A 21,906-nucleotide genomic window follows, 5' to 3' on the forward strand; every position below is an offset into this window, starting at 1 on the left:
ATCAAAGTTGGGGAAATTTTTTTGGATTGACCTCATGCATAATCCCGTAAACCTTTTCCACTACATCGTCTACACTTGGCTTTGAAAAATAATCCCCATCAGAAGAATAGGCAGGTCTATGGGCTTTTGCCGGGAGAGTTGTTGGTTCTGAATCCAAATATTCGAAAAGCTTCTGCCCTTCTATGGCCTGTTGCAACATATATGCTGAAGCTCCTCCCGGAACATCCTCATCTGCAAATAATACCCGATTTGTTTTCTTCACAGATTCTCCAATAACACCGTGAACATCAAAAGGCAATAGAGTCTGTACGTCCACCACTTCAACATCAATCCCAATTTCTGCAAGCTCTGCAGCTGCCTCCATCACGATTCTACACATTGAGCCATAGGTTACTATGGTAATATCTTTTCCTTCTCTCAAAATTTCAGGCTTACCGATTGGAACGGTATATTCACCCAAATTGGAAGGCAATCTTTCCTTGAGCCTGTATCCATTGAGGCATTCTATCATGATAGCCGGCTCATCGGCAGCTAAGAGCGTATTGTACATCCCGGCTGCTTGGGTCATATCCCGAGGCACACAAACCACCATTCCTCTCAAGGTTGACAGGATCATTCCCATGGGAGAACCTGAATGCCATACCCCTTCCAAACGGTGTCCACGTGTTCGAACAATCAGGGGAGCTTTTTGTCCCCCTTTGGTTCTGTACTGGAGAGATGCCAAATCATCTGAAAGCATCTGCAATCCATACAGCAAGTAATCCAAATACTGAATCTCTGCCACCGGCCTAAGACCTCTCAAGGCGGCACCTATACCCTGCCCAATAATCGTACTCTCACGAATTCCTGTATCAGCTACTCTTTGCTCTCCATATTTAGCCTGAAGCCCAGCAAAAGCCTGGTTCACATCTCCTATCTTCCCAACATCCTCACCGAATGCAAAAAACCGGGGATCACTTTCAAGCTTCTTGTCAAAAAAGGATTGCAATACTTCTCTCCCATCCACCAAAGGTGAATTTTCGGAAAAATCCGCCGCAACTTCCTCAATATTCAGGACATTCCACTCAGACTCAGAATACAAGTGGCTATTGTACCTGCCATAATTGATTTCCGACTGATCCAAAAGCCAAGTCCTCAATGCACTTTTTGCAGCACTTTGATCAAACCTCAAAGTCAACAGGGCTTTACGTGCTGTGGATATTACATCCTTTCGAATTGGATTGATGGTTTTGGCCAGTTCATCTGCCATTTGCAAAAGCACCACTTTACGGGAACTATCCTGTGCAGCTTCACGAATCAACTGTACAGCCTCTGCAAGTTCCTTTTTGATATCTCCACTAAAGCCTGCCCAAGCGGATTCTTTTTCCCGCTTTACCTGAGCCTTTGCTTCGGCTTCGATTTTATCAAGAGCATCAGCCGTTGCTATCTCATTACTTAATATATACTCCCGGAATTTCGCGTTGCAATCCCACTCTTTTTCCCATTTCAGCCGTTCTGCCGACTTATAACGCTCATGGGATCCGGATGTAGAATGCCCCTGTGGCTGGGTCATTTCCTCCACATGGATCAGAACAGGCACATGCTCTTTTCTAGCAATTTCACCGGCAGTTGAGAAGGCCTTCAACAAGCCTTCATAATCCCATCCTTTTACTTTGATGATTTCAAAACCTTTTTGGGTTTCAGTTCTGGCAAAACCAGACAAAACCTCAGAAATACTGCCTTTGGTGGTATGATATTCATTGGGAACCGAAATACCGTATCCATCATCCCAAATTGAAATAACCATCGGCACCTGCATCACTCCGGCAGCATTGATGGATTCAAAAAATATACCCTCCGAGGTGGATGCATTCCCAATTGTACCCCAAGCTACTTCATTACCATTGATCGAAAAGTTTTTGAAATCCTTCAAACCTTTGTTTTCCCTGAACACTTTGGAAGCATAGGCCAAGCCCAATAGCTTTGGCATTTGTGCTGCTGTAGGAGAAATATCGGCTGCAGAATTGTACATTTTTGTCAATTCCTTCCAACTTCCATCTTCGTTTAGGGAGCGGGTAGCAAAGTGTCCATTCATCAAACGGCCAGCACTTGCAGGCTCAGCTTCCACATTGGTATAGGCATAGAGCTGGGCAAAATATTGCTCCACCGTCAACTCTCCTAAAGCCATCATAAATGTCTGGTCCCGGTAATATCCTGAACGGAAATCACCGATTTGAAAAGCACGGGCCATGGCAATCTGAGCCAGCTCCTTTCCATCTCCAAAAATTCCGAATTTGGCTTTTCCCATAAAAACCTCTTTCCTCCCCATCAGAGAGGCATGTCTACTGAGCATGGCAATTCTAAAATCCTCTAAAATCGCCTCTTTATCCAGCTTCAACGCCGTTTGTTTTTTAGGATAGCTTTTTACTTCTGACATAGAATAGTAATTCAAAAGTTACTTTGGGTATTGATCTGTTCTTTTAACTACCTTCAAAAATAGCCAAATACTTCTTTTTTCCAAATTTGAATTCCAATATAAGTCAAACAAAAATTTGGACGAAACTCGATTTTATGATAATATTTAGAATATTATTTTGATATTACTCAATTTTCAAATTAAAAAACTGAAGGTTTAAAATTTTTCAATAGAGTGAATATCAAAACTTTAGCTAAAAATATTTTTCAAAATTTTAAATGCTTAAAATTTAAATCTTGAAATATTCTTAAAATTCTAGACTTTAAACAGTACAAAGTTCTGAATAATGGATTTTTTCGAAATGATACCAAATACTATTCTATAAGTAGCTTTTCCATTTACCTTTGCTTAGTATCTTTGCTTACAGAATTTATAAATCCAAACATACAAGTCATGATTATTGGTGTTCCAAAGGAAATCAAAAACAACGAAAACAGGGTTGCCCTGACACCTGCCGGTGCCAAGGAATTGGTCAAAAGAGGCCATACTGTTTATATCCAACATACAGCTGGAGAAGGAAGCGGATTCCAGGATTCCGAGTACGAAGCTGCTGGTGCAAAAATCCTTCCTACCATCGAGGCTACCTATGAGATCGCCGAGATGATCATGAAGGTAAAAGAGCCAATCGAGGCTGAATATTCCCTGATCAAGGAAAATCAGCTTCTGTTCACCTATTTCCACTTTGCTTCTTACGAACCATTGACCAAAGCAATGGTAGCTAGCAAATCAGTTTGTTTGGCGTATGAAACTGTAGAAAAACCAGACAGAAGCCTTCCACTTTTAGTTCCTATGTCTGAAGTAGCCGGTAGAATGGCAATTCAAAAAGGAGCTAATTATCTGGAAAAACCTTTGAAAGGACGCGGTATCCTTTTAGGTGGTGTACCAGGGGTTCTTCCTGCCAAAGTTTTGATTTTGGGTGGCGGAATCGTGGGAACCCAAGCGGCTTGGATGGCTGCTGGACTAGGAGCCGATGTAACGATCATGGACGTATCTCTCCCTAGAATGAGACACCTGGCTGACATTATGCCAGCCAACGTGAAGACCATGATGTCCAATGAATACAATATCAGAAAAATGATCACCGAAGCGGACCTGATTGTAGGTGCCGTATTGATCCCGGGAGCGAAAGCACCGCACCTGATCACCAGAGATATGTTGAAGGACATGAAGCCGGGCACTGTTTTGGTTGACGTGGCTGTGGATCAAGGTGGATGTATCGAAACCTGTAAGCCGACTACCCATGAAAACCCAACTTTCATCATTGATGATGTGGTTCATTATTGCGTAGCCAACATGCCAGGAGCGGTTCCTTATACCTCCACACTTGCCTTGACCAACGCTACCCTTCCATATGCTATCCAATTGGCGGATAAAGGCTGGAAGAAAGCTGCTCAGGATAACGCTGATTTGGTTCCTGGACTGAATGTGATCAATGGAGAGATTGTTTATCAGGCTGTAGCAGAAGCATTTGATATGCCTTATACTCCGGTAAGCAAGTACCTAGCTGACTAATCTATAGAAATTAAAGACCAATCCTCCGATGAGCATCCATCGGAGGATTTTTTGTTTCATACAAAAGGGAAAGACTACTGTCTTTCCCTTTTGTTGTTTCTATTTGTTAAATCAGGTCATTTGTTTCAGAGATGCCATATCAATAACGAAACGGTAGAGGACGTCCCCTTTCATGGTCCGCTCATATGCCTCGTTGATTTGGTCAATTGGAATGACTTCCACATCTGAAACTATATTGTGCTCTGCACAAAAATCCAGCATTTCCTGAGTTTCCTTTATTCCTCCGACCAAGGAGCCTGCTAATCTTTTTCTTCCTCTGATCAATGAAGAGGCACTCACTTTTTCCGGCTCTGGAGGTGCTCCCAAGACAACCATGGTTCCATCAACTTTCAGAAGGGCGAGATAATCATTATAGTTATGCTGACCAGAGACCGTATCGATGATCAAATCGAAGGTGTTTTTCAGCTTTTTCATGGTCTTCTTTTCAGTTGTCAAAGCAAAGTGCTGTGCTCCAAGCCGTTCCGCATCCTTTGCCTTTTGAGGGGATCTGCTCAGCATGGTAACTTCCGCTCCCATTGCAGAGGCTAATTTAACAGCCATGTGTCCTAAACCTCCAAGTCCTACAACTCCAACTTTGTCACCTTTCTTCACCTTCCAATATCTAAGAGGAGAGTAAGTAGTGATCCCTGCACAAAGAAGTGGGGCCACTCCTTCCAAGGGAAGACTATCTGAGACCTTCAGTACAAATTTTTCAGTGACTACAATATGAGTGGAATACCCTCCATAGGTAATGGTTTTCTTGTCCTGCAAAAATGAATTATAAGTCTGCGAGTGCCCATTTTCACAATACTGTTCCAGATCCTGTTCGCAGCTATGGCAATGTCCACAAGAATCCACAAAAACGCCCACTCCTACTGTATCCCCAACTTTGTGTTGGGTAACTCCCGAACCGATACGGGTCACTTTCCCTACTATTTCATGCCCTGGGACCACTGGATACATGGTTCCATTCCATTCGTTTCGGGCAGTATGAATATCCGAGTGGCAAACTCCGCAATACAGAATTTCAATTTCTACATCAAAGGGTCCCGGTTCCCTTCTTTCAATTTGATAGGGCGACAAAGGTTTATCCGCCTGATGGGCAGCATAGGCTTTTACTTGAGTCATGACACTTATTTTATGTTAGGCAGAACACAACCGCAAATTGGGTGATCAGGGATTGTGTATTTTAAATTATTTAAAAATAGAAAAAAGAATACAAAGACAGAGCCCTAACAGACTTATACTTCTCCGGATAAGACGATTAAAAAACGCTCCTTGGGATTTGCAATCCCGAGGATCTACCGTAGGATTTCCAATCCAAACCCCTCTTAAAGAAAGGTGGCTTTTGGCCTATTTCGTCGATAAGAGTCTGCAAAGTACAGTTTCTGGAGAAGCAGGACAGCGGGAACGAAAACCAAGGACTGGTCTAAAGAATATATTTCCCAAGGGTCATCCAGAACATTTTGAGTCCAAAACCAATAATCAATACTCCCACCACTTTATTTAAATAGCCAATCAATCTTGGAGTCATCCATTTGCCGGATTTTCTTGCCAGCAGGGCCTTCAATAGGTCAATTCCAAACACTGTTCCTAGAATTACCGAAAAATATCCAACTACCATCCATTCGGAGAAATGCTCTTTCAAGTGTAAACCACTCGCAATGGAAATCCAAAACAACAGTACAAAAGGATTGATCCCATTGATCCCAAAACCCTTTAAAAACGCCTCTCTTTTTTTGAAAACTCTTGGCAGTTCCTCCCCCAGTAAAATGATTTCATTGGCCCTTTTTAAAAGAGACCTAAGTCCGAATCCTATCAAAACCAATCCGCCGACATAGCCCAAAAACTGTTCAAAACCAGAAAAAGCAGTAATCACCTCTACACCAAAATAGGTAACCACCACATAAAAGAAATCACTGAACAATACTCCCAAGGCTAGTAATAAAGCGTACCGAAAGCCATGAAGTATACTTCCTTGTACCAATGAGAAAAAAACCGGCCCTATCATTCCCGAAAGCATCAACCCTACCCCAAAGCCTTCCAAAACTGCTTGATTCATTCCCAAAAGTAAAGAGGAAGAACCTATCTTTGTTCTCTACTGAAACGCAATCACCGGAAAATTATGGATATCAAAGCTAACCTTGATGCTGTCAAAAAAACCTTTGTCAACCCAAGCTGCCTTTTAGTCGCGGTAAGTAAGACCAAGCCTTTGCCCGACCTCATGGCTGCCTATGAGGCTGGTATCCGGGATTTTGGAGAAAACAAGGTTCAGGAAATCATGGCCAAACAGCCCGAAATGCCCTCCGATGTCCGTTGGCACATGATAGGTCACCTCCAAAGCAACAAAGTAAAATACATTGCTCCTTTCGTCTACCTGATCCATGGAGTGGATTCATTCAAACTCCTCAAAGAGATCAACAAGCAAGGCAAAAAAATAAACCGAATTATCCCGGTTTTACTGCAGATTCATATAGCTGAGGAGGAAAGTAAATTCGGCTTTGACAGAGCTGAACTGGAGGAAATGTTTGCCTCCGATGAATTTAAGCAGCTCACACATGTCCAAATCAAGGGTTTGATGGGCATGGCTACTTTTACAGAGGACCAATCCCAAATCAGAAAAGAATTCCATGGTCTGAAGCAGCTTTTTGATGAACTAAAACAAAAAGCCCTTCCTGACTTTGTGCAATTGGAAGAGCTATCCATGGGAATGAGCGGGGATTATAGAATTGCTCAGGAAGAAGGCAGCACGATGGTAAGGATCGGTTCGGCTATTTTTGGTAGCAGAGGCTAAAAAGTAACAAGCTTCTGAATCCTGCTCAAAACCAAAAATTTAAAAAGCTTAAAGCCGACAAGAAAACGGGGCTGATTTTCTAAAAACAATCCCTTTTCAAGCTGTGCATCCCGAAAAATGCATAGTATTTTTAAACACTTGATTCATTAAGACCAACCAACATGTCTGGAAAAAAAATCATTCAAGCAGCCGCAATTTTAGGGGCATTGGCAGTGGGAATAGGTGCATTTGGAGCACATGGACTGAAAGCCAGCCTTATGGCCTCAGGAAGACTTGAAACATTTGAAACGGCCGTCAAATACCATTTCTATCACAGTTTGGCCTTATTCCTGATTGGAATACTATCCTTGATCAAACCAACATGGAAAACACTTTCCTCCAGTTCCGTTTTGATGATTTTGGGAATTCTGATTTTCTCAGGATCACTCTATGTACTTTCCTTGAGCGGAATTACCTGGTTGGGAGCCATCACTCCACTCGGAGGAATCGCCTTTATTTTGGCTTGGCTTTCTGTTTTCTGGGCAGCGTTCAAAGATTCAAATAGCTCTGATTTGTAAATCATTTTCTTCAAATAGCCAGATGAAGACGAGACTCACCCGACTTTTTTATTTTTCTTTTCTGTTTTTGATTTTGCAGGGAAAGCTTTATGCCCAAATCAGCAGAGAGCAATACACCAGGCTGGAATCCTCCCTCGGCGAGCAGAGTTTTTTCAATGGACACCTAACCGGGTTTGTCTTATATGACTTGGATTCCCAGCGGGTCATGTTTGAAAAAAACTCCCAAATGCGTTTCACTCCCGCTTCGGTGACCAAGCTTTTTACCCTCTATTCCAGTTTGTTTTTACTCCAGGACAGCACCCAGACGCTACGCTATGTAGAAGCCGGAGACACCCTTAAAATTTGGGGCGCCGGAGATCCTAGCTGGAAGTATCTGGATTTGTATCAACCCAACTTTGATTCCCTTTTGGCACCTTATTCCATCATCCAATTTTCGGATGCCAATCTGAAATCCAAGTCGTTTGGAGAAGGTTGGCAATGGGACGACTACCTATACTCCTATTCAGCGGAGCGGAGCTCATTACCCATTTATGGAAATCTCGTGGAGATTAAAAAAAACAGCAACAGCCCCAGGTTGTTTCCGGAAGTTTTCCAAGCCAGCCTCTACAAAACAAAACAGGAAACCAAAGACTTGGAAAGGGAAGTACATTCAAATAATTTTTATTATAACCCATTGACTTACAGGTCAAATGAGAAATTCATTCCATTTATCACTTCCAGTAAGCTTTTTATTGAATTAGCCTCCCAAGCCACTGGCAAAACCTGGATTTATTCACCTGAGCCACTCCCCAAAAACCATCAACTCTGGAGAGGAGCTCCCCTGTTCCCCATCTTGAAGGAAATGATGCTGGAAAGCGACAATTTTCTCGCAGAACAATTGATGTATATGGTTTCCGACAAACTTTTTCAAGAAATCAATACAGAAAGAGCTATTGAGTACATTGTCAAAACATATTTGTATGATCTTCCGGACAAACCGATTTGGGTGGATGGAAGCGGGCTCAGCAGATACAATCTTTTCACTCCAAGAACCATGGTTGGGCTTTTTGAAAAAATCAATCAAATCCTTCCCAGAGAGAAACTCCTTGAACTACTGCCGACCGGAGGTGTCTCCGGTACCCTTGAAAACAATTATTTGGCTAATCAACCCTATATTTTTGCCAAGACCGGTACCATGAGCAACAACCACAGCCTGGTTGGGCTGATCAAGGCAAAAAGCGGAAAAACCTACTGCTTCGCCTTTATGAATTCAAACTATCCCTATAAAGCCTCCGAACTCAGAAGAGAAATGGAAAAAGTCCTGATCAGCATTCGGGACATGTTTTAGAAAGTACCTTACCGCCTCTTGATACCGAACTTTCCCAAAGCAGTAAGAATCATTTTTTCCCCTTTCCAAAAAGCCTTAATTTCACCCATCAACCCAAATCTCCATGCAAAAACGAGCTTTTCTAAAATCCCTTGGCCTGATGGCTGGCACACTTCCTTTTTTGGCCTTTGATTCTGCCTCAGATGCAGGAAAAACACTCCTTCCCAACTCCGTAAAAAAAGGAGACACTGTAGGATTAATCAGTCCTTCGGCAGCTACTGCTGACAGGATGCAGTTCACATTTGCCAAGGAAGCTTTGGAAGCGTTGGGTTTTAAAGTAAAGCTGGGTCAAAACCTCAAAAACCGAAGAGGGCATCTAGCAGGAACCGACCAAGAAAGAGCTGATGATTTGAATGCAATGTTCGCAGATTCAGAGGTTAAAGCTGTAATCTGTATACGCGGAGGTTCCGGAGCATCCAGAATACTTCCCCTGATTGATTACAAAACCATCCGAAAAAACCCGAAACCACTTTTGGGCTATTCGGACATCACCGCGCTACATTGTGCCATCCAAGCCCAAACTGGCTTGATTTCTTTTCATGGACCAAATGGATCCGGAAGCTGGAACAGCTTCAATGTAGCCCAGTTTGAGCAGTTGTTTTTCGAAAAAACCAAGGTTCAATTTCAGAACGAGCAAGTCAAAGGAGATGATCTAGTTATCAAGTCCAACCGCATCCAAACCCTTAGGTCAGGGATTGCCGAAGGAAAAATTCTGGGAGGCAATCTCACAGTTTTGACAGCTTTAAGTGGAAGCCCTTATTATCCGGATTTCAAAGATTCTATTCTGTTTATCGAGGACATCGGAGAGGATCCCTACAGAATAGACCGAATGATGAGCACGCTCAAACTCAATGGTACCCTCGATAAAATCAATGGGTTCATTTTTGGGCAATGCTCGGACTGTGAACCCGGTGGAGGTTACGGATCTCTTACTGTGGATCAGGTTTTGGATGATTATGTATTGCCTTTGGGAATTCCAGCTTATAGTGGTGCCATGATCGGACATGTTCCAAAGCAATTTATTGTCCCTGTAGGGGCGAAAGTCCGAATGGACGCAGATGCTGGCACCTTTGACCTTTTAGAAAACATCTTCCAGTCTTAAGCTATGCAAAACACTTGGTTGACATTACTATTCTTTTGCATTTTATTCTTTCAACGAGAAGAAAACAAAACCTCAGACACGAACAGCCTTCCTATGACTGAAAAAACATTGAGCTATTTGGCACTTGGAGACAGCTACACCATTGGAGAGGGAGTAGCAGAGCCTGAGCGCTATCCCAATCAATTGGTAAAGCGTCTTAACGAATCCGGCAAAGGCCAATGGGAAAATCCTCTGATCATAGCAAAGACAGGCTGGACGGTGGATGAGTTGGAAGAAGGCATCGCTAATTCCACTTTAATCAAAGCTCCTTATGATCTGGTGACCCTGTTGATTGGCGTCAACAACCAATACAGAGGCAGGGAGGTAGAGGTTTATAAAACCGAATTTGAGCAAATGCTTTTGAAGGCCATCGGTTTTGCCGGAAATCTCCCGGATCACGTGGTGGTACTTTCCATTCCGGATTGGGGAATCACAGCTTTTGCCGAGGAAAAAGGTGTAGATCAGAATAAAGTGGCATTGGAAATCGATGCCTATAACCAGGCTAAAAAAGAGGTTTGTGATCAGTATGGAGTGTATTTCATAGACATTACCCAAGAGTATAGAGCCATTGGAAATCAACCGGAAATGCTCGTAGAAGACCTGCTTCACCCAAGTGGAAAAATATATGCTCTTTGGGCAGAAAAATTATTTGAAAAAGTGTCCAAAACCCAATTCAGATAAATCCACTTTCTGGTTTTTAAAAAGAGGAAATCTAAATCAGGGAATTTGAAAAAATAACCCTGCCAACATACCCGATAAAAGACAGCAAAGCGTTTATTTTACAAGCCATTGAACCAAAACAACCTATGAAAATCATCTGCATCGGCCGAAATTATGCGGCTCATATCGAGGAACTGAAGAACGAAACTCCTGGCAATCCCGTGGTTTTCCTGAAACCTGATACCTCCCTTCTCAAAAACGGGGCAGCCTTTTATTATCCGGATTTCTCCCAAAACATCCACCACGAGGCTGAATTGGTTTTAAAGATTTCAAAAGAAGGCAAATACATTCAAAAGCAATATGCTCACCGGTACTTCGATGAGATTGGATTGGGTATAGATTTCACTGCCCGTGATTTACAGGATCAGTGTAAGGCAAAAGGGCTTCCATGGGAAATTGCCAAAGCGTTTAATGGTTCGGCTCCAATTGGAGACTTTTTACCAGTCACTGAATTCCCTGATTTCAAGGACATTGATTTCCATCTTACCATCAATGGGGAATTGCGCCAAAAAGGAAATACCAGCATGATGCTTTTTGATTTTGGAACCATTTTGGAGTATGTCTCCCAGTTTTTCACTTTGAAAAAGGGAGATCTGATTTATACCGGAACCCCAGCTGGCGTCGGCCCTGTCAAGGTAGGAGATCGATTGGAAGGATTCATTGGCACCCAAAAAATGTTGGATTTTGAAGTTAAGTAAACCAACTCTCTATTTATTTCTATTTCTTTTTAGCCTCAGCCAACCCCTTCTTTCCCAAGAGGTGATCCGGGATTATTTCCGTTCTCCCGTAAAACCAGGAGGAAGGAACTACCTATCGGGTAATTTCTCAGAACTCCGGCCTAATCACTTCCATACGGGACTGGATTATAAGTTTGGCGGTGTGGAAGGTGAGCCCATTTATGCCGCAGCAGACGGATGGATTCACCGAATCAAAATCTCATCCTTCGGATATGGAAATGTAATCTATATCAAGCATCCCACCGGACATATTACCCTTTATGGTCACCTGAGAAACTTCAACCCAAAGCTTCAGAAATACATGGTGGAGAAGATGTATGAAGCCAAGGCAAATGAACTGGAATACTATCCCGAACCGGGAGAAATTCCCATTAAAAAAGGAGAACGGATAGCCGATGGCGGTAACACCGGAAATTCCGGAGGCCCCCACCTTCACTTCGAAATCAGGGACAGCTTGGACCGGGCCATGGACCCCTTGCTTTTTGGATTTCCGGAAATTTTGGACAGAACCCCTCCCACTCCTCAAATTGTAGCGATTGTTCCTCTTGAAGTTGATTCTAGGGTAAACGGGAAATTTCAGCGTCTTGAAATCACTCCCCAGGCTGTTGGAAACAATTATAGACTACCTTCCACCATCAAAATCTCAGGAAAAGTTGGTCTTGAATTCAGAGGCTTTGACCAATTGGATGGGGCAAGCAACAGAAATGGCTTTCCTTATTTCGAACTTAGGGAAGCAGACAGTTTGGTTTTATTCAACCTAAAAGTTGACAAGGTTGATTTCAACTACACCCGGCAGTTTTTACTGCATACCCATCAAAACCGTTTCACCAAATTATACCATCAGGAAAACCTGAAATTCGAATACCTTCACCCCAATCTCCCGGAAACAGGATATCTTGAGTTGGAGGCAGGCACAAAAAAGGAATACACCTTAGAGCTTTCGGATGCCTATGGAAACAGAAGAAGAATCCTCTTTTCCTTGGAGGGGGAAGAATTGAACCATCAGGTGGCTGATGGCCCCGCTCCTACCAGAGCCCAGGTAGAATACATAGGTAAAATTCTGAAAATCAAGGCCCCAAATTCTCATTTGGGGGGATTGGCTAGATTCTATGTAGGTGCGAATTCCTATGAAATGCTACCCGCCTATCAGGATGCCCAAAGTAGAACCTATTTGTGGGATATGCGATTTGGCATCCCTGAGGAAGTAGACATTTGCTCCGAATTGGTCAACCCAAAAGTCAATGCATTTATCCCTGTTGGATGGGATCAACTTTATGCAGAAAAAGGAGTACAGATAAGATTTGAAGAATCAACACTTCTCGATCCATTGTATCTGAGAGTAGAGGAGACTGGCAGTAGCAGCAATCCCCGTCTCAATCTCAATGATCCCAATGAATACCTATTCAGCTCCATGGAAGTTTTATGGGACGTATCCGGATATACTGGCAACCGACAGAAAACCCATGTTTATCAACTGGGAAACCGGGAACGGAAGTCCTTTGTGGGAGGAATTTGGGAAGATGGATCTATCCGTTTTAAAACCAGAAATTTTGGTACTTTTGTGCTCGCCGAAGATGCAGTCAAACCCACTGTCACTCCGGTGAGAATCAATTCCTCAGAAATCCGATTTACCATCCGAGACAATCTCTCTGGTATTCAGAGTTTTGAGGCCATGATTGACGGAAAATGGGTCCTCATGCGCTATGAACACAAGAGGGCTTTGATCTGGTCAGAGAAATTGGATGAACAACCATTTAAAGGACCGGTTATACTTAAAGTAACCGATCTTGCCGGAAATGTGACCGAGTGGAAAGGTACTATAGGTTAAATTTGTTCCATTCAAACCATTAAAAAATGACACTAGAAGTAGGCCAAAAGGCGCCAGATTTCGAAGCAAAAAATGAAAAAGGAGAACTCATCAAACTCTCAGATTACAGAGGGAAAAAGGTGATCCTTTACTTTTATCCTAAAGATTCCACACCGGGTTGTACGGCACAGGCCTGTAACCTGAGGGATAATTACGATGCCCTGCAAAAAGCAGGATATGTGGTACTCGGAATAAGTTCAGATTCCGAAAAATCCCACCAGAAGTTTATAGATAAACAAGCTCTTCCCTTTTCTCTTATCGCAGACACAGATCTGAAGGTTCATGAAGCCTACGGAACCTGGGTAGAAAAATCCATGTATGGAAGAAAATACATGGGTACTGCCAGGACCACTTTCGTAATCGATGAGGAGGGAACTATCGAAGAGATCATCGATAAGGTGAAAACCAAAGAACACACAGCACAAATTCTCAAATAAATCCTCCGTAATGGAAAAAAAATCAATCGAACAACTCGAATCTATCTGTTCTCAGGTACGCAGAGACATCCTAAGGATGGTTCATGCGGTCAATTCAGGCCACCCTGGAGCTTCATTGGGTTGTACAGAGTTTTTCGTAGCCCTGTACTTCGACCAGATGAATCATAATCCAAAGTTCAACATGGAAGGGAAAGGTGAAGACCTGTTTTTTCTTTCCAATGGACACATCTCCCCTGTTTGGTATTCGGTTCTTGCCAGATCCGGATATTTCCCAGTGGAAGAACTGAAAACCTTCAGAAAGTTGAATTCAAGATTGCAGGGACATCCGGCTACTGAAGAGCATCTTCCGGGTATCCGAGTTGCTTCCGGTTCTTTGGGCCAGGGCCTATCCGTGGCAACTGGTGCAGCTCAGGTGAAAAAACTGGAAAAAGACGATTCTACCGTATATGTTTTGATGGGTGACGGTGAAGTTCAGGAAGGACAAGTATGGGAGGCAGCTATGTACGCTGCCCACTATGGTGTGGACAACCTGATCGCAACGATTGATTATAACGGTCAGCAGATCGACGGACCAACTCGGGAAGTGATGGATCTGAAAGACCTCAAAGCCAAATGGGAAGCATTTGGTTGGGAAGTAATGGAAACCCGTCAGGGAAATGACATGAAGGCTGTCCTGGCCGGATTGGAAAAAGCCAAAGAACTGAGCCGCAAAGGCAAACCTGTTCTCAACTTGCTGTACTCTGACATGGGTTATGGGGTGGACTTTATGGTAGGTTCACATAAATGGCACGGGGTAGCTCCTAACGATGAGCAACTTGCCAGTGCCCTTGGCCAATTACCGGAAACCTTGGGCGATTATTAATCCACCTTCCTAATCAAAATTAAGATGAGCTTAGATTTAAAATTTACTTATTCAGAAAAGAAAGATACCCGCTCCGGATTTGGAGATGGATTGTTGGAAGCAGGCCGAAAAAACCCTGAGGTAGTAGCCCTTTGTGCAGACTTGATCGGTTCCCTTAAAATGGGAGCTTTCCAAAAGGAATTCCCTGAGAGATTTTTCCAAACCGGAATTGCTGAAGCCAATATGATCGGTTTGGCAGCAGGCATGGCCACTGCCGGAAAAATCCCTTTCACCGGTACTTTCGCTAATTTCTCCACAGGCCGGGTATATGACCAAATCCGTCAATCCGTAGCCTATTCGGAGAAAAACGTGAAAATCGCTGCCTCTCATGCAGGCTTGACTCTTGGAGAAGACGGTGCTACCCACCAGATTCTGGAAGATGTGGGAATGATGAAAATGCTTCCGAACATGACTGTGATCAATCCTTGTGACTACAACCAAACCAAGGCTGCTACCTTGGCAGTAGTAGATCATGAAGGACCGGTTTACCTTCGTTTTGGACGTCCAAGCTGGCCTATCTTCACTCCGGCTGATCAAAAGTTTGAAATCGGAAAAGCCTGGAAAATGATTGATGGAAAAGATGTGACCATCTTTGCTACCGGTCATTTGGTATGGGAAGCAGTAGTTGCTGAAGCTGTATTGAGAGCTGAAGGCATCTCTGCAGAAGTCATCAACATCCACACCATTAAGCCTTTGGATGAAGAGGCAATTCTTGAATCCGTAAAGAAAACAGGTTGTGCAGTTTCTGCCGAAGAACACCAGATCAACGGTGGTTTGGGTGATAGCATTGCCCAGACTTTGATCCGTCACAACCCGGCTCCTTTGGAGTATGTAGGCGTAAATGACAGCTTCGGAGAATCCGGAACTCCTACTCAACTGATGGAAAAGTATGGCTTGAATGCTGTAAGCATAGTAAAAGCAGCTAAAAGAGCCTTGGAAAGAAAATAAATCCAATTTCAATTGGTCTCAAAAAACCACAAATCGAAAGGTTTGTGGTTTTTTTGTTTCCCCTCCTTAATTTCCCCAAATGATTTCCATCCAAAAAAACATTACCCTCATTCCTATCAAAGCTGAAGACCAAACTCAGCTATTCGAACTCATGGATGAGGTTTATAAAACAGCTTATAGCCATTTCTGGAAAGACGGAGGAAATTGGTACATCGATCTGATTTACAGTAAAAAGAACCTTGAAAAGGAATTAAGCAGGGAGTCCAGTCATTATTTTTTCGTGGAGTTTGATCAGGAAAAAATCGGGATTCTTAAATACGATTTCCCTTTTTCCCCAAAACAAATTGAGATCCCAAATTCAATGAAGCTGCATAGGCTATACCTGCATCCAAAGGTCCATGGAAAAGGCATTGCTCAAGCCTTGATGCAACATATAGAAGAAGTCGCCATGGAAAATAAATTGGATTATATCTGGTTGGAAGCCATGGAATCCCAACCCCAGGCCAGACGATTTTATGAAAAATCGGGCTATGCTCACTGCCTTACATATACCCTGGATTTTGAACAGTTACTTCCGGAATATCGAGGGATTCAAATTCTAAAAAAGAACCTAAGCTGACTTTACGCCCTAAATTTTTTAACTTAGTAGAGCACTTTTAGCTCTAATGGAAATGTCTCGATATAGAATTTTTGTTCTTTTTTTTGGAATAGCCTTGGCTTTGGCTACCTGCACCACACAAATCAATTTTCTGGGGACTCCACCTATTTCCAAGGAATCCGCCCCTTCCTCCAATACTTCAATTAAGTCTGGGAAGGAATTAGTCGGGGTGTATTTTATGCCTTCCTGGAATACATCCGGAAATCCAAAAATTGATAAGGACAGTTTTTGGTCATGCCTTAGTGGAAGAGATGATTGTGCATTTTTAAAGGACACCGGGGCCTGGGGACCTAAAGGAAGGATCTATAACTCAAGGTACCCCTATGAAGGTCCATTTCTGGAAAGAAAACCAATCTCCGAACTCAAAGGATTTTACAAGCGGGATGATCCTGAAGTAGCTAAAAAACAACTTCAGTACATGAAGCAGTATGGGATTGATTTTTTTGCCTACAATTGGTTTTACGGAAGACACTATTATTATCACCGTTATTTTGGTCCCCAGTCCAAAATCTATTATCCCGAAGGCTGGAGAATAGACGGTAACAGAGATGGAAGAGTAGCTGTGCCTGGCTTACCGGAATGGGATGAGCAATTGAATGTATTGCTGAATGAAAACTCCAAGCTTCCCGAAAAGGAACAAATGAAATGGGCCATCAATTGGTGTGATGATTCCCATGAACGCTGGATGCATTGGTTGGCAATAGGTTCCCCGGATGAATTGGCAAGAAAGGCGAACTATCCGGGAGAAAGTCCAAATAAGGAACTCTATCTCCAGGTTCACGAAAAAATCACCCGGCATTGGACCGATAATTACTTCAAGAGAAAGGACTACTTGAAAGATTCATTGGGCAGACCAATAGTATACTTCTACTTTCCCCAAGACACCGAATCAAGGGCAGCATTTTATGGAATAAGCATGAAGAGCTTGTTGGATCTCTCTCAAAAGATTGCAAAACAACAGGGGCTTCCGGGGATCAAATTCATAGCGGTCACCGCCGGCCCCATGCTGGAAAGAGAGAGAATGTATGGACTTCCCACCCTTTGGCAAGCCAACAATCCGAAAAGACCCTGGGAAGGAGGACAGTATAAAAACAGACTCCTATTACAGGAATACGTCCCCAGACTGAAAGGAATGGGATTTGAAGGCATGACAGGCTATGTGTATCATAATTTTTTCGAACAGTACAACCACTCCTATGCTGATATGCGCAAAACCTACCGAGGTCATTGGGAAAAATGGAGCGAGCAATTCAAAGGAGACCCTGATTTTGAATACCAGGTTCCAGTGGCTATGGGTTGGGATATGCGCCCGATGGGAGGCACCTGGCCCCAAGCAAGCGGCTTCCCATCCGAACCTTCCAAAGATCAGGTGCACAGCACCAAAGAGACCTTTAAGGCGAATTTAAAAGATGCTAGACAGGTTTCTCAGAAATACCGGTCAACCAATGGAAACACTGTGATGATTTGCTGTTGGAATGAATATTTGGAAGGCAATTATATTGAGCCAACACAGGGTCATAGATTCAACTACCTGGAAGCTATTTGGGAGGTGTTTGGGGAAAACCAGCCTTAATTTTCCATACTTCAAAAATGTCAGCGTAAACTCAGAACTTCTCCTCTATTCCTAAACCAAATAAGGCGAAATCATACTTTACCGGGTCCGCTGAATCAAACTCCCGCAGTCTTTCTGTCAATTCCACAGCAGTCAACCAATCTGTCTGTTTTCTGGTAATCAGGCCCAATTTTCTCCCAACCCGGTCCACATGCAGATCACAGGGGCAAATGAGCTGGGATGGGGATATCTTTTTCCAAATCCCAAAATCCACACCTTTATCGTCCTGCCTTACCATCCAGCGGAGATACATATTGATTCGCTTGCAGGCAGCTTTTCGGGCAGGGGTTGCAATATGCTTTTTGGTACGGGCCGGGGCATCGGGAAGAGAAAAGAAATATTCATGGAACCTTGACAATATACCCTCCATTGCTTCAGGCCCTCCTGTTTGGCCTATCAGGAAGGCTTCCTCTAAGGATTCCTGTTGCCTGTAAAACCATGTCAGAAAGTGAATAAAATAAAGTGTATCCACATCATTGAAGGTTCTGTGCTTAAAATTCAAGAAGGGAGCAAGGTCTTTTTCCTCATGATGCATCAAAAATTCATAGGGAGCATTGTCCATCATCTGAAATAACTCCTTGCATTTATTGATGATGGTTTTTCTCTGCCCCCAAGCAAGAATTGCCGCAAAAAATCCCGAAATCTCTATATCCTGTTTGAGGGAATAATTATGGGGAATGGACACCGGGTCATTGGAGATGAAATCCGGCTGGTTGTACTGCTCTACTTTTTCGTCAAGAAAATCCTTCAAGCCCTGCATTAAAGCGCAACTTTTACTTCTCCTCCCTGCGTACCGTCAAACCACTTAAAGGACAATCCACTTTCGTCCTTTTCAGAAATATGCCAATCAAAGCATTTGATAGTCGTCAGCGGTTGAATGCTGTCTTCGTCAGGATGATAAAGGCAAATATCAAAGTCAGGCAAATCTTTGGAGTCGAGACTATTCCATTTTTCAAGAATCAGCCCCTCCTCGATCACTCTGACCTTGTTACCGAAAACAAAATCTGACAAGATGGTAGGAACCCCGTCTTTTCTGCGGAGCTTAAAACCGGATGGCCCAAACATGATCTGTTTTACCAATTTGGCTTCAATAAGTTCATTGGTATGGGGTAAAACCTCCCAATCAGACTCTTTTAGCACCACTTTTTTTCCCTCGGGTCTCAAGCGGGTCAAAAATTGGGAAATCTTGGAAAAAAGCCAGGTGAGCCCAATAAAGATCAAGCCAAAACTTGCCAGGATTGGGTAGGAAATCACAAAGATCGCATTCCAGATTAAACGGAATGTGTGGTGAAAGAAGAGCTGGATTTTATTCATTCTTATTGGCTTCACAGCAAAGGTACCTCTGCTGTATAACAATCCCAACTCTCAAAAATTCCAATTGGGCGATCAATAAAGTACTTCCACTGGAAAACGGTCATTTACAGCCTTCAACTGGTCATAAGCAGCCTGCGAGAGTTTGATCAGAATTTTTTCATTATCCCCGGTTTCCGGTAAGGTTCCTACTACCCTTGCAAAAATGGTAATGTCATTCTGCTCGTTTTTCACCCGGATAATGGATCCCACGGGTGCAGTTCTATGCAAAACCAAGTATTTCTTATGCCCACCCGTGCCTTCAATCAATTGAGCCTGACCTGTTTCACGGATATTTTTGAAACCACCGGAGCTTGCACCATCAGGAACCACATACATTTCTCCGGGACTGGACACAATTTTCGGCTCCCCTATCACAGGTACTTTTGCAGCTCCTACCTCAGCTCTCCCTACTTTAAGTACTTGCCCATTTCGGAGATTATTGGAACTCAATCCATTCCAATTGATTAAATCCTCAACCTTGGCTCCATATTGGGAGGAAATCGAAAATAAAGTCTCCCCGCTTTTCACTTCATGGGAAATCCAGTTACCCGGAACTAAAGGCTCAGAACTTGCCTGAACCGGACTTGATTTACTCTCTGCCACCGGCCTTTTAACTTCCTCTTCTTTTCGGGCAACATCTACCTTTTCCTCGGCCTTTTTAGGCTCAACAACTTTTTCAGTATTGTTTACCTTCCCGGTTTTTTCGGGAGCATTTACAGTCTGAACCTCAGTACTTTTATTCTCATCAGGCTTAAGCTCTGCAACAGTATTTTCAGGTTCAACCTGAGCTTTTTGAATTAAAAGAGCCTGTCCAACACTCAGATCATTTCCTTTCAGCTGATTCCAGTCCATCAACTCCCCCACACTGACTCCATACTTTTTGGAAATGGCAAAAAGCGTCTCTCCAGGAGCAACTTTATGAAGAGAGGCCCCTTCTGGAAGGGTGGCTTTACTGATATATGGAATTCTGATTTGCTGCCCGATTTTAAGCCCGCTTTTCAATACATCGTTAGCCTCAACAATCTCCCCAACAGGAGTCTGATATCTTCTGGAAATCCCGAAAAGCGTTTCCTTAGGTTCCACTTTATGGATGATAAAGGTTTTGTCCCCTTGTCTTTGTATTCCAACTGAATCCAGAAGTGTCACCGGATTTTCCAAAGCAAAAAGCGTTTGGCATGATAGGAAAAGGACAAAAGCAAAGGATATATTCTTAGCTGAAAACATGGGATGAAGCTTGGGTTTAGAAGTGTTTCCTAAATAATTCAACAGGGGTTTCAGACACAAAGATTATGCTAAAGAAATTCAAACAGAAAGATTTTAGGACTGATTTCCCATAGCAACCATAAAATCAACTTCTAGTTGAAAGCAATCAAAATTCCGATTTATGACCTAGTTCAGAATTTCCTTTATTATCTTTTCACAAAGATTTCTTTGTTATGAAAACCCTGATTCCCATTCTTTCATTCCTTCTGCTTTTTTTCTCGCTTCCTTTACTAGCTCAGGAGATAGAAGAAAAAAAGGTCTTCTCTTTTAAAATAGACAGGGATATAGACCCAGCCATGAACCGCAGAGTCAAGTTGGCTTTGGAACAGGCCGTGAAAGTGGAAGCAGATCTGATCATCATCGAAATGGACACCTACGGAGGTGCAGTCAATGATGCCGATGATATCCGGACCATGATTCTTGAGTCCAAAATCCCCATTTATACCTTTATCAATAAAGATGCAGCTTCAGCAGGTGCCCTGATTTCCATTGCAAGTGACAGCATCTATATGGCTCCAGGCTCAAGTATTGGAGCGGCTACCGTTGTCAGCGGAACTGACGGATCAGCTGCACCCGATAAGTATCAATCCTATATGCGCTCCATGATGCGAAGTACGGCTGAGGCCTCGGGAAGGGATCCCAGAATTGCTGAAGCCATGGTGGATGAAAAAATAGAAATCGAGGGAATCACTGAAAAAGGATCTGTGCTGACTTTTTCGGTTTCGGAAGCCCTTCAACATGGATTTTGTGATGGGGAATATGGAAGCATTGAGGAAATCCTGAAAGCCCAAAACTTGGAAGAATCGGAGTTTATAGAATTTGAAAGCTCGGAAACGGAGCGGATCATTTCCTTTTTTCTGAATCCCGCCATCAGTGGGATTCTCATCCTGATTATCATCGGGGGAATTTATTTTGAACTTCAAACCCCTGGGGTAGGCTTTCCTCTATTGGCCGCTATTGTTGCTGCACTTTTGTACTTCATCCCCTATTACCTCAATGGGTTGGCTGAAAATTGGGAAATGATCGTTTTTGTGCTTGGGATAATTCTCCTTGCACTTGAACTGTTTGTGATTCCGGGTTTTGGGATTTTTGGAGTATTGGGAATAATATTCATACTCGGCGGTCTGTTTTTAGGCATGCTTCCCAACCAGAATTTCAACTTTGATTTTGTTCCGGCTTCCGATCTCTTTGCGGCTTTATTGACTGTCATACTTGCTGCCATAGCCTCTGTAGGGCTGGTATTCTGGCTCACTCCCAAAGTCAACCAATGGGGAGCATTTAAGGCCATCACCCTAGCCTCCACCCAGGACAGAAACGAAGGATATACTTCCAGTTTTTACCCTGAGCAACTCAATGGCAAAACCGGAGTGGTACATTCCAGGTTGAGACCAAGTGGAAGGGTGGAAATAGAGGGAGAAATTTACGATGCATTTTCCCGTGGTGAATTTCTGGATCAAGGTGAAAAAATCATTGTGATTTCCACGGAAGGCACCTCCCTAAAAGTCAAAAAATGGGAAGGCTGAAAGAGAGATATTTTCCTAAGTTT

At 43.1% G+C, this 21,906-nt stretch carries 20 protein-coding genes; 14 read left to right on the forward strand and 6 right to left on the reverse strand.

The window, feature by feature from the left end:
* Position 1: 1 nt before the first annotated feature.
* Complete coding sequence (locus tag P2G54_RS15890; RefSeq protein ID WP_275872536.1) at positions 2–2,416, reverse strand: alpha-ketoacid dehydrogenase subunit alpha/beta; 2,415 nt, start codon at positions 2,414–2,416, stop codon at positions 2–4.
* Between the two features lie 432 nt (positions 2,417–2,848).
* Between P2G54_RS15890 and ald the strand changes: the two genes are divergently transcribed.
* The gene (gene ald, locus P2G54_RS15895) at positions 2,849–3,967 is read left to right on the forward strand and encodes an alanine dehydrogenase (RefSeq protein WP_275872537.1); all 1,119 of its coding nucleotides are present in this window, start codon (positions 2,849–2,851) and stop codon (positions 3,965–3,967) included.
* A gap of 111 nt (positions 3,968–4,078) precedes the next feature.
* On the opposite strand, the gene P2G54_RS15900 is transcribed toward ald, so the two are convergent.
* Positions 4,079–5,134 carry an NAD(P)-dependent alcohol dehydrogenase gene (locus tag P2G54_RS15900; protein ID WP_275872538.1) on the reverse strand — a complete coding sequence of 352 codons (1,056 nt, stop codon included), beginning with the start codon at positions 5,132–5,134 and terminating at the stop codon, positions 4,079–4,081.
* A 301-nt stretch (positions 5,135–5,435) separates the two neighbouring features.
* Positions 5,436–6,068: a LysE family translocator gene (locus P2G54_RS15905; RefSeq protein WP_275872539.1), complete on the reverse strand. Its 633-nt coding sequence runs from the start codon at positions 6,066–6,068 to the stop codon at positions 5,436–5,438.
* A 63-nt stretch (positions 6,069–6,131) separates the two neighbouring features.
* Between P2G54_RS15905 and P2G54_RS15910 the strand changes: the two genes are divergently transcribed.
* The 12 genes from P2G54_RS15910 to P2G54_RS15965 all read left to right on the forward strand — a co-directional run bounded on the left by P2G54_RS15910 (position 6,132) and on the right by P2G54_RS15965 (position 17,705).
* Entirely contained in the window at positions 6,132–6,800 is a 669-nt protein-coding gene (locus tag P2G54_RS15910) for a YggS family pyridoxal phosphate-dependent enzyme (RefSeq protein WP_275872540.1), read from the forward strand.
* 161 nt (positions 6,801–6,961) lie between these two features.
* A complete protein-coding gene (locus P2G54_RS15915) occupies positions 6,962–7,357 on the forward strand; it encodes a DUF423 domain-containing protein (RefSeq protein ID WP_275872542.1) in 396 nt (131 codons plus the stop codon).
* A gap of 22 nt (positions 7,358–7,379) precedes the next feature.
* Positions 7,380–8,684: a D-alanyl-D-alanine carboxypeptidase gene (locus tag P2G54_RS15920; RefSeq protein WP_275872543.1), complete on the forward strand. Its 1,305-nt coding sequence runs from the start codon at positions 7,380–7,382 to the stop codon at positions 8,682–8,684.
* A 103-nt stretch (positions 8,685–8,787) separates the two neighbouring features.
* Positions 8,788–9,825: an LD-carboxypeptidase gene (locus tag P2G54_RS15925; RefSeq protein WP_275872544.1), complete on the forward strand. Its 1,038-nt coding sequence runs from the start codon at positions 8,788–8,790 to the stop codon at positions 9,823–9,825.
* 93 nt (positions 9,826–9,918) lie between these two features.
* Positions 9,919–10,545 (forward strand): SGNH/GDSL hydrolase family protein, encoded by a 627-nt coding sequence (locus tag P2G54_RS15930; protein ID WP_275872545.1) that lies wholly within the window; start codon positions 9,919–9,921, stop codon positions 10,543–10,545.
* Between the two features lie 125 nt (positions 10,546–10,670).
* Positions 10,671–11,282 (forward strand): fumarylacetoacetate hydrolase family protein, encoded by a 612-nt coding sequence (locus P2G54_RS15935; protein WP_275872546.1) that lies wholly within the window; start codon positions 10,671–10,673, stop codon positions 11,280–11,282.
* Positions 11,269–13,149, forward strand: a complete 1,881-nt coding sequence (locus P2G54_RS15940; protein WP_275872547.1) for a M23 family metallopeptidase — start codon at positions 11,269–11,271, stop codon at positions 13,147–13,149. The genes P2G54_RS15935 and P2G54_RS15940 overlap by 14 nt, the downstream gene beginning before the upstream one ends.
* 26 nt (positions 13,150–13,175) lie before the next feature.
* Positions 13,176–13,625, forward strand: a complete 450-nt coding sequence (bcp, locus tag P2G54_RS15945) for a thioredoxin-dependent thiol peroxidase (protein WP_275872548.1) — start codon at positions 13,176–13,178, stop codon at positions 13,623–13,625.
* Positions 13,626–13,635: 10 nt separating this feature from the next.
* Positions 13,636–14,487: a transketolase gene (locus P2G54_RS15950; protein ID WP_275872549.1), complete on the forward strand. Its 852-nt coding sequence runs from the start codon at positions 13,636–13,638 to the stop codon at positions 14,485–14,487.
* 18 nt (positions 14,488–14,505) lie between these two features.
* Positions 14,506–15,474, forward strand: a complete 969-nt coding sequence (locus P2G54_RS15955) for a transketolase C-terminal domain-containing protein (protein WP_275872583.1) — start codon at positions 14,506–14,508, stop codon at positions 15,472–15,474.
* Between the two features lie 79 nt (positions 15,475–15,553).
* Positions 15,554–16,093 carry a GNAT family N-acetyltransferase gene (locus tag P2G54_RS15960; protein WP_275872550.1) on the forward strand — a complete coding sequence of 180 codons (540 nt, stop codon included), beginning with the start codon at positions 15,554–15,556 and terminating at the stop codon, positions 16,091–16,093.
* Positions 16,094–16,145: 52 nt separating this feature from the next.
* Complete coding sequence (locus tag P2G54_RS15965) at positions 16,146–17,705, forward strand: glycoside hydrolase family 99-like domain-containing protein (RefSeq protein ID WP_275872551.1); 1,560 nt, start codon at positions 16,146–16,148, stop codon at positions 17,703–17,705.
* Between the two features lie 31 nt (positions 17,706–17,736).
* Here the strand turns inward: P2G54_RS15965 and P2G54_RS15970 are convergent, their stop codons facing one another.
* The 3 genes from P2G54_RS15970 to P2G54_RS15980 all read right to left on the reverse strand — a co-directional run bounded on the left by P2G54_RS15970 (position 17,737) and on the right by P2G54_RS15980 (position 20,321).
* Positions 17,737–18,504: a TIGR02757 family protein gene (locus P2G54_RS15970; protein ID WP_275872552.1), complete on the reverse strand. Its 768-nt coding sequence runs from the start codon at positions 18,502–18,504 to the stop codon at positions 17,737–17,739.
* The gene (locus P2G54_RS15975) at positions 18,504–19,058 is read right to left on the reverse strand and encodes a hypothetical protein (protein ID WP_275872553.1); all 555 of its coding nucleotides are present in this window, start codon (positions 19,056–19,058) and stop codon (positions 18,504–18,506) included. The genes P2G54_RS15970 and P2G54_RS15975 overlap by 1 nt, the downstream gene beginning before the upstream one ends.
* A 72-nt stretch (positions 19,059–19,130) precedes the next feature.
* Positions 19,131–20,321, reverse strand: a complete 1,191-nt coding sequence (locus P2G54_RS15980; RefSeq protein WP_275872554.1) for a LysM peptidoglycan-binding domain-containing protein — start codon at positions 20,319–20,321, stop codon at positions 19,131–19,133.
* A gap of 212 nt (positions 20,322–20,533) precedes the next feature.
* Here P2G54_RS15980 and P2G54_RS15985 point away from each other — a divergent pair, with 212 nt between their 5' ends.
* Positions 20,534–21,883 (forward strand): NfeD family protein, encoded by a 1,350-nt coding sequence (locus P2G54_RS15985; protein WP_275872555.1) that lies wholly within the window; start codon positions 20,534–20,536, stop codon positions 21,881–21,883.
* Positions 21,884–21,906 lie beyond the last annotated feature (23 nt).

The sequence above is a fragment of the Algoriphagus sp. CAU 1675 genome, from assembly GCF_029222925.1.
Taxonomy (GTDB): Bacteria; Bacteroidota; Bacteroidia; order Cytophagales; family Cyclobacteriaceae; genus Algoriphagus.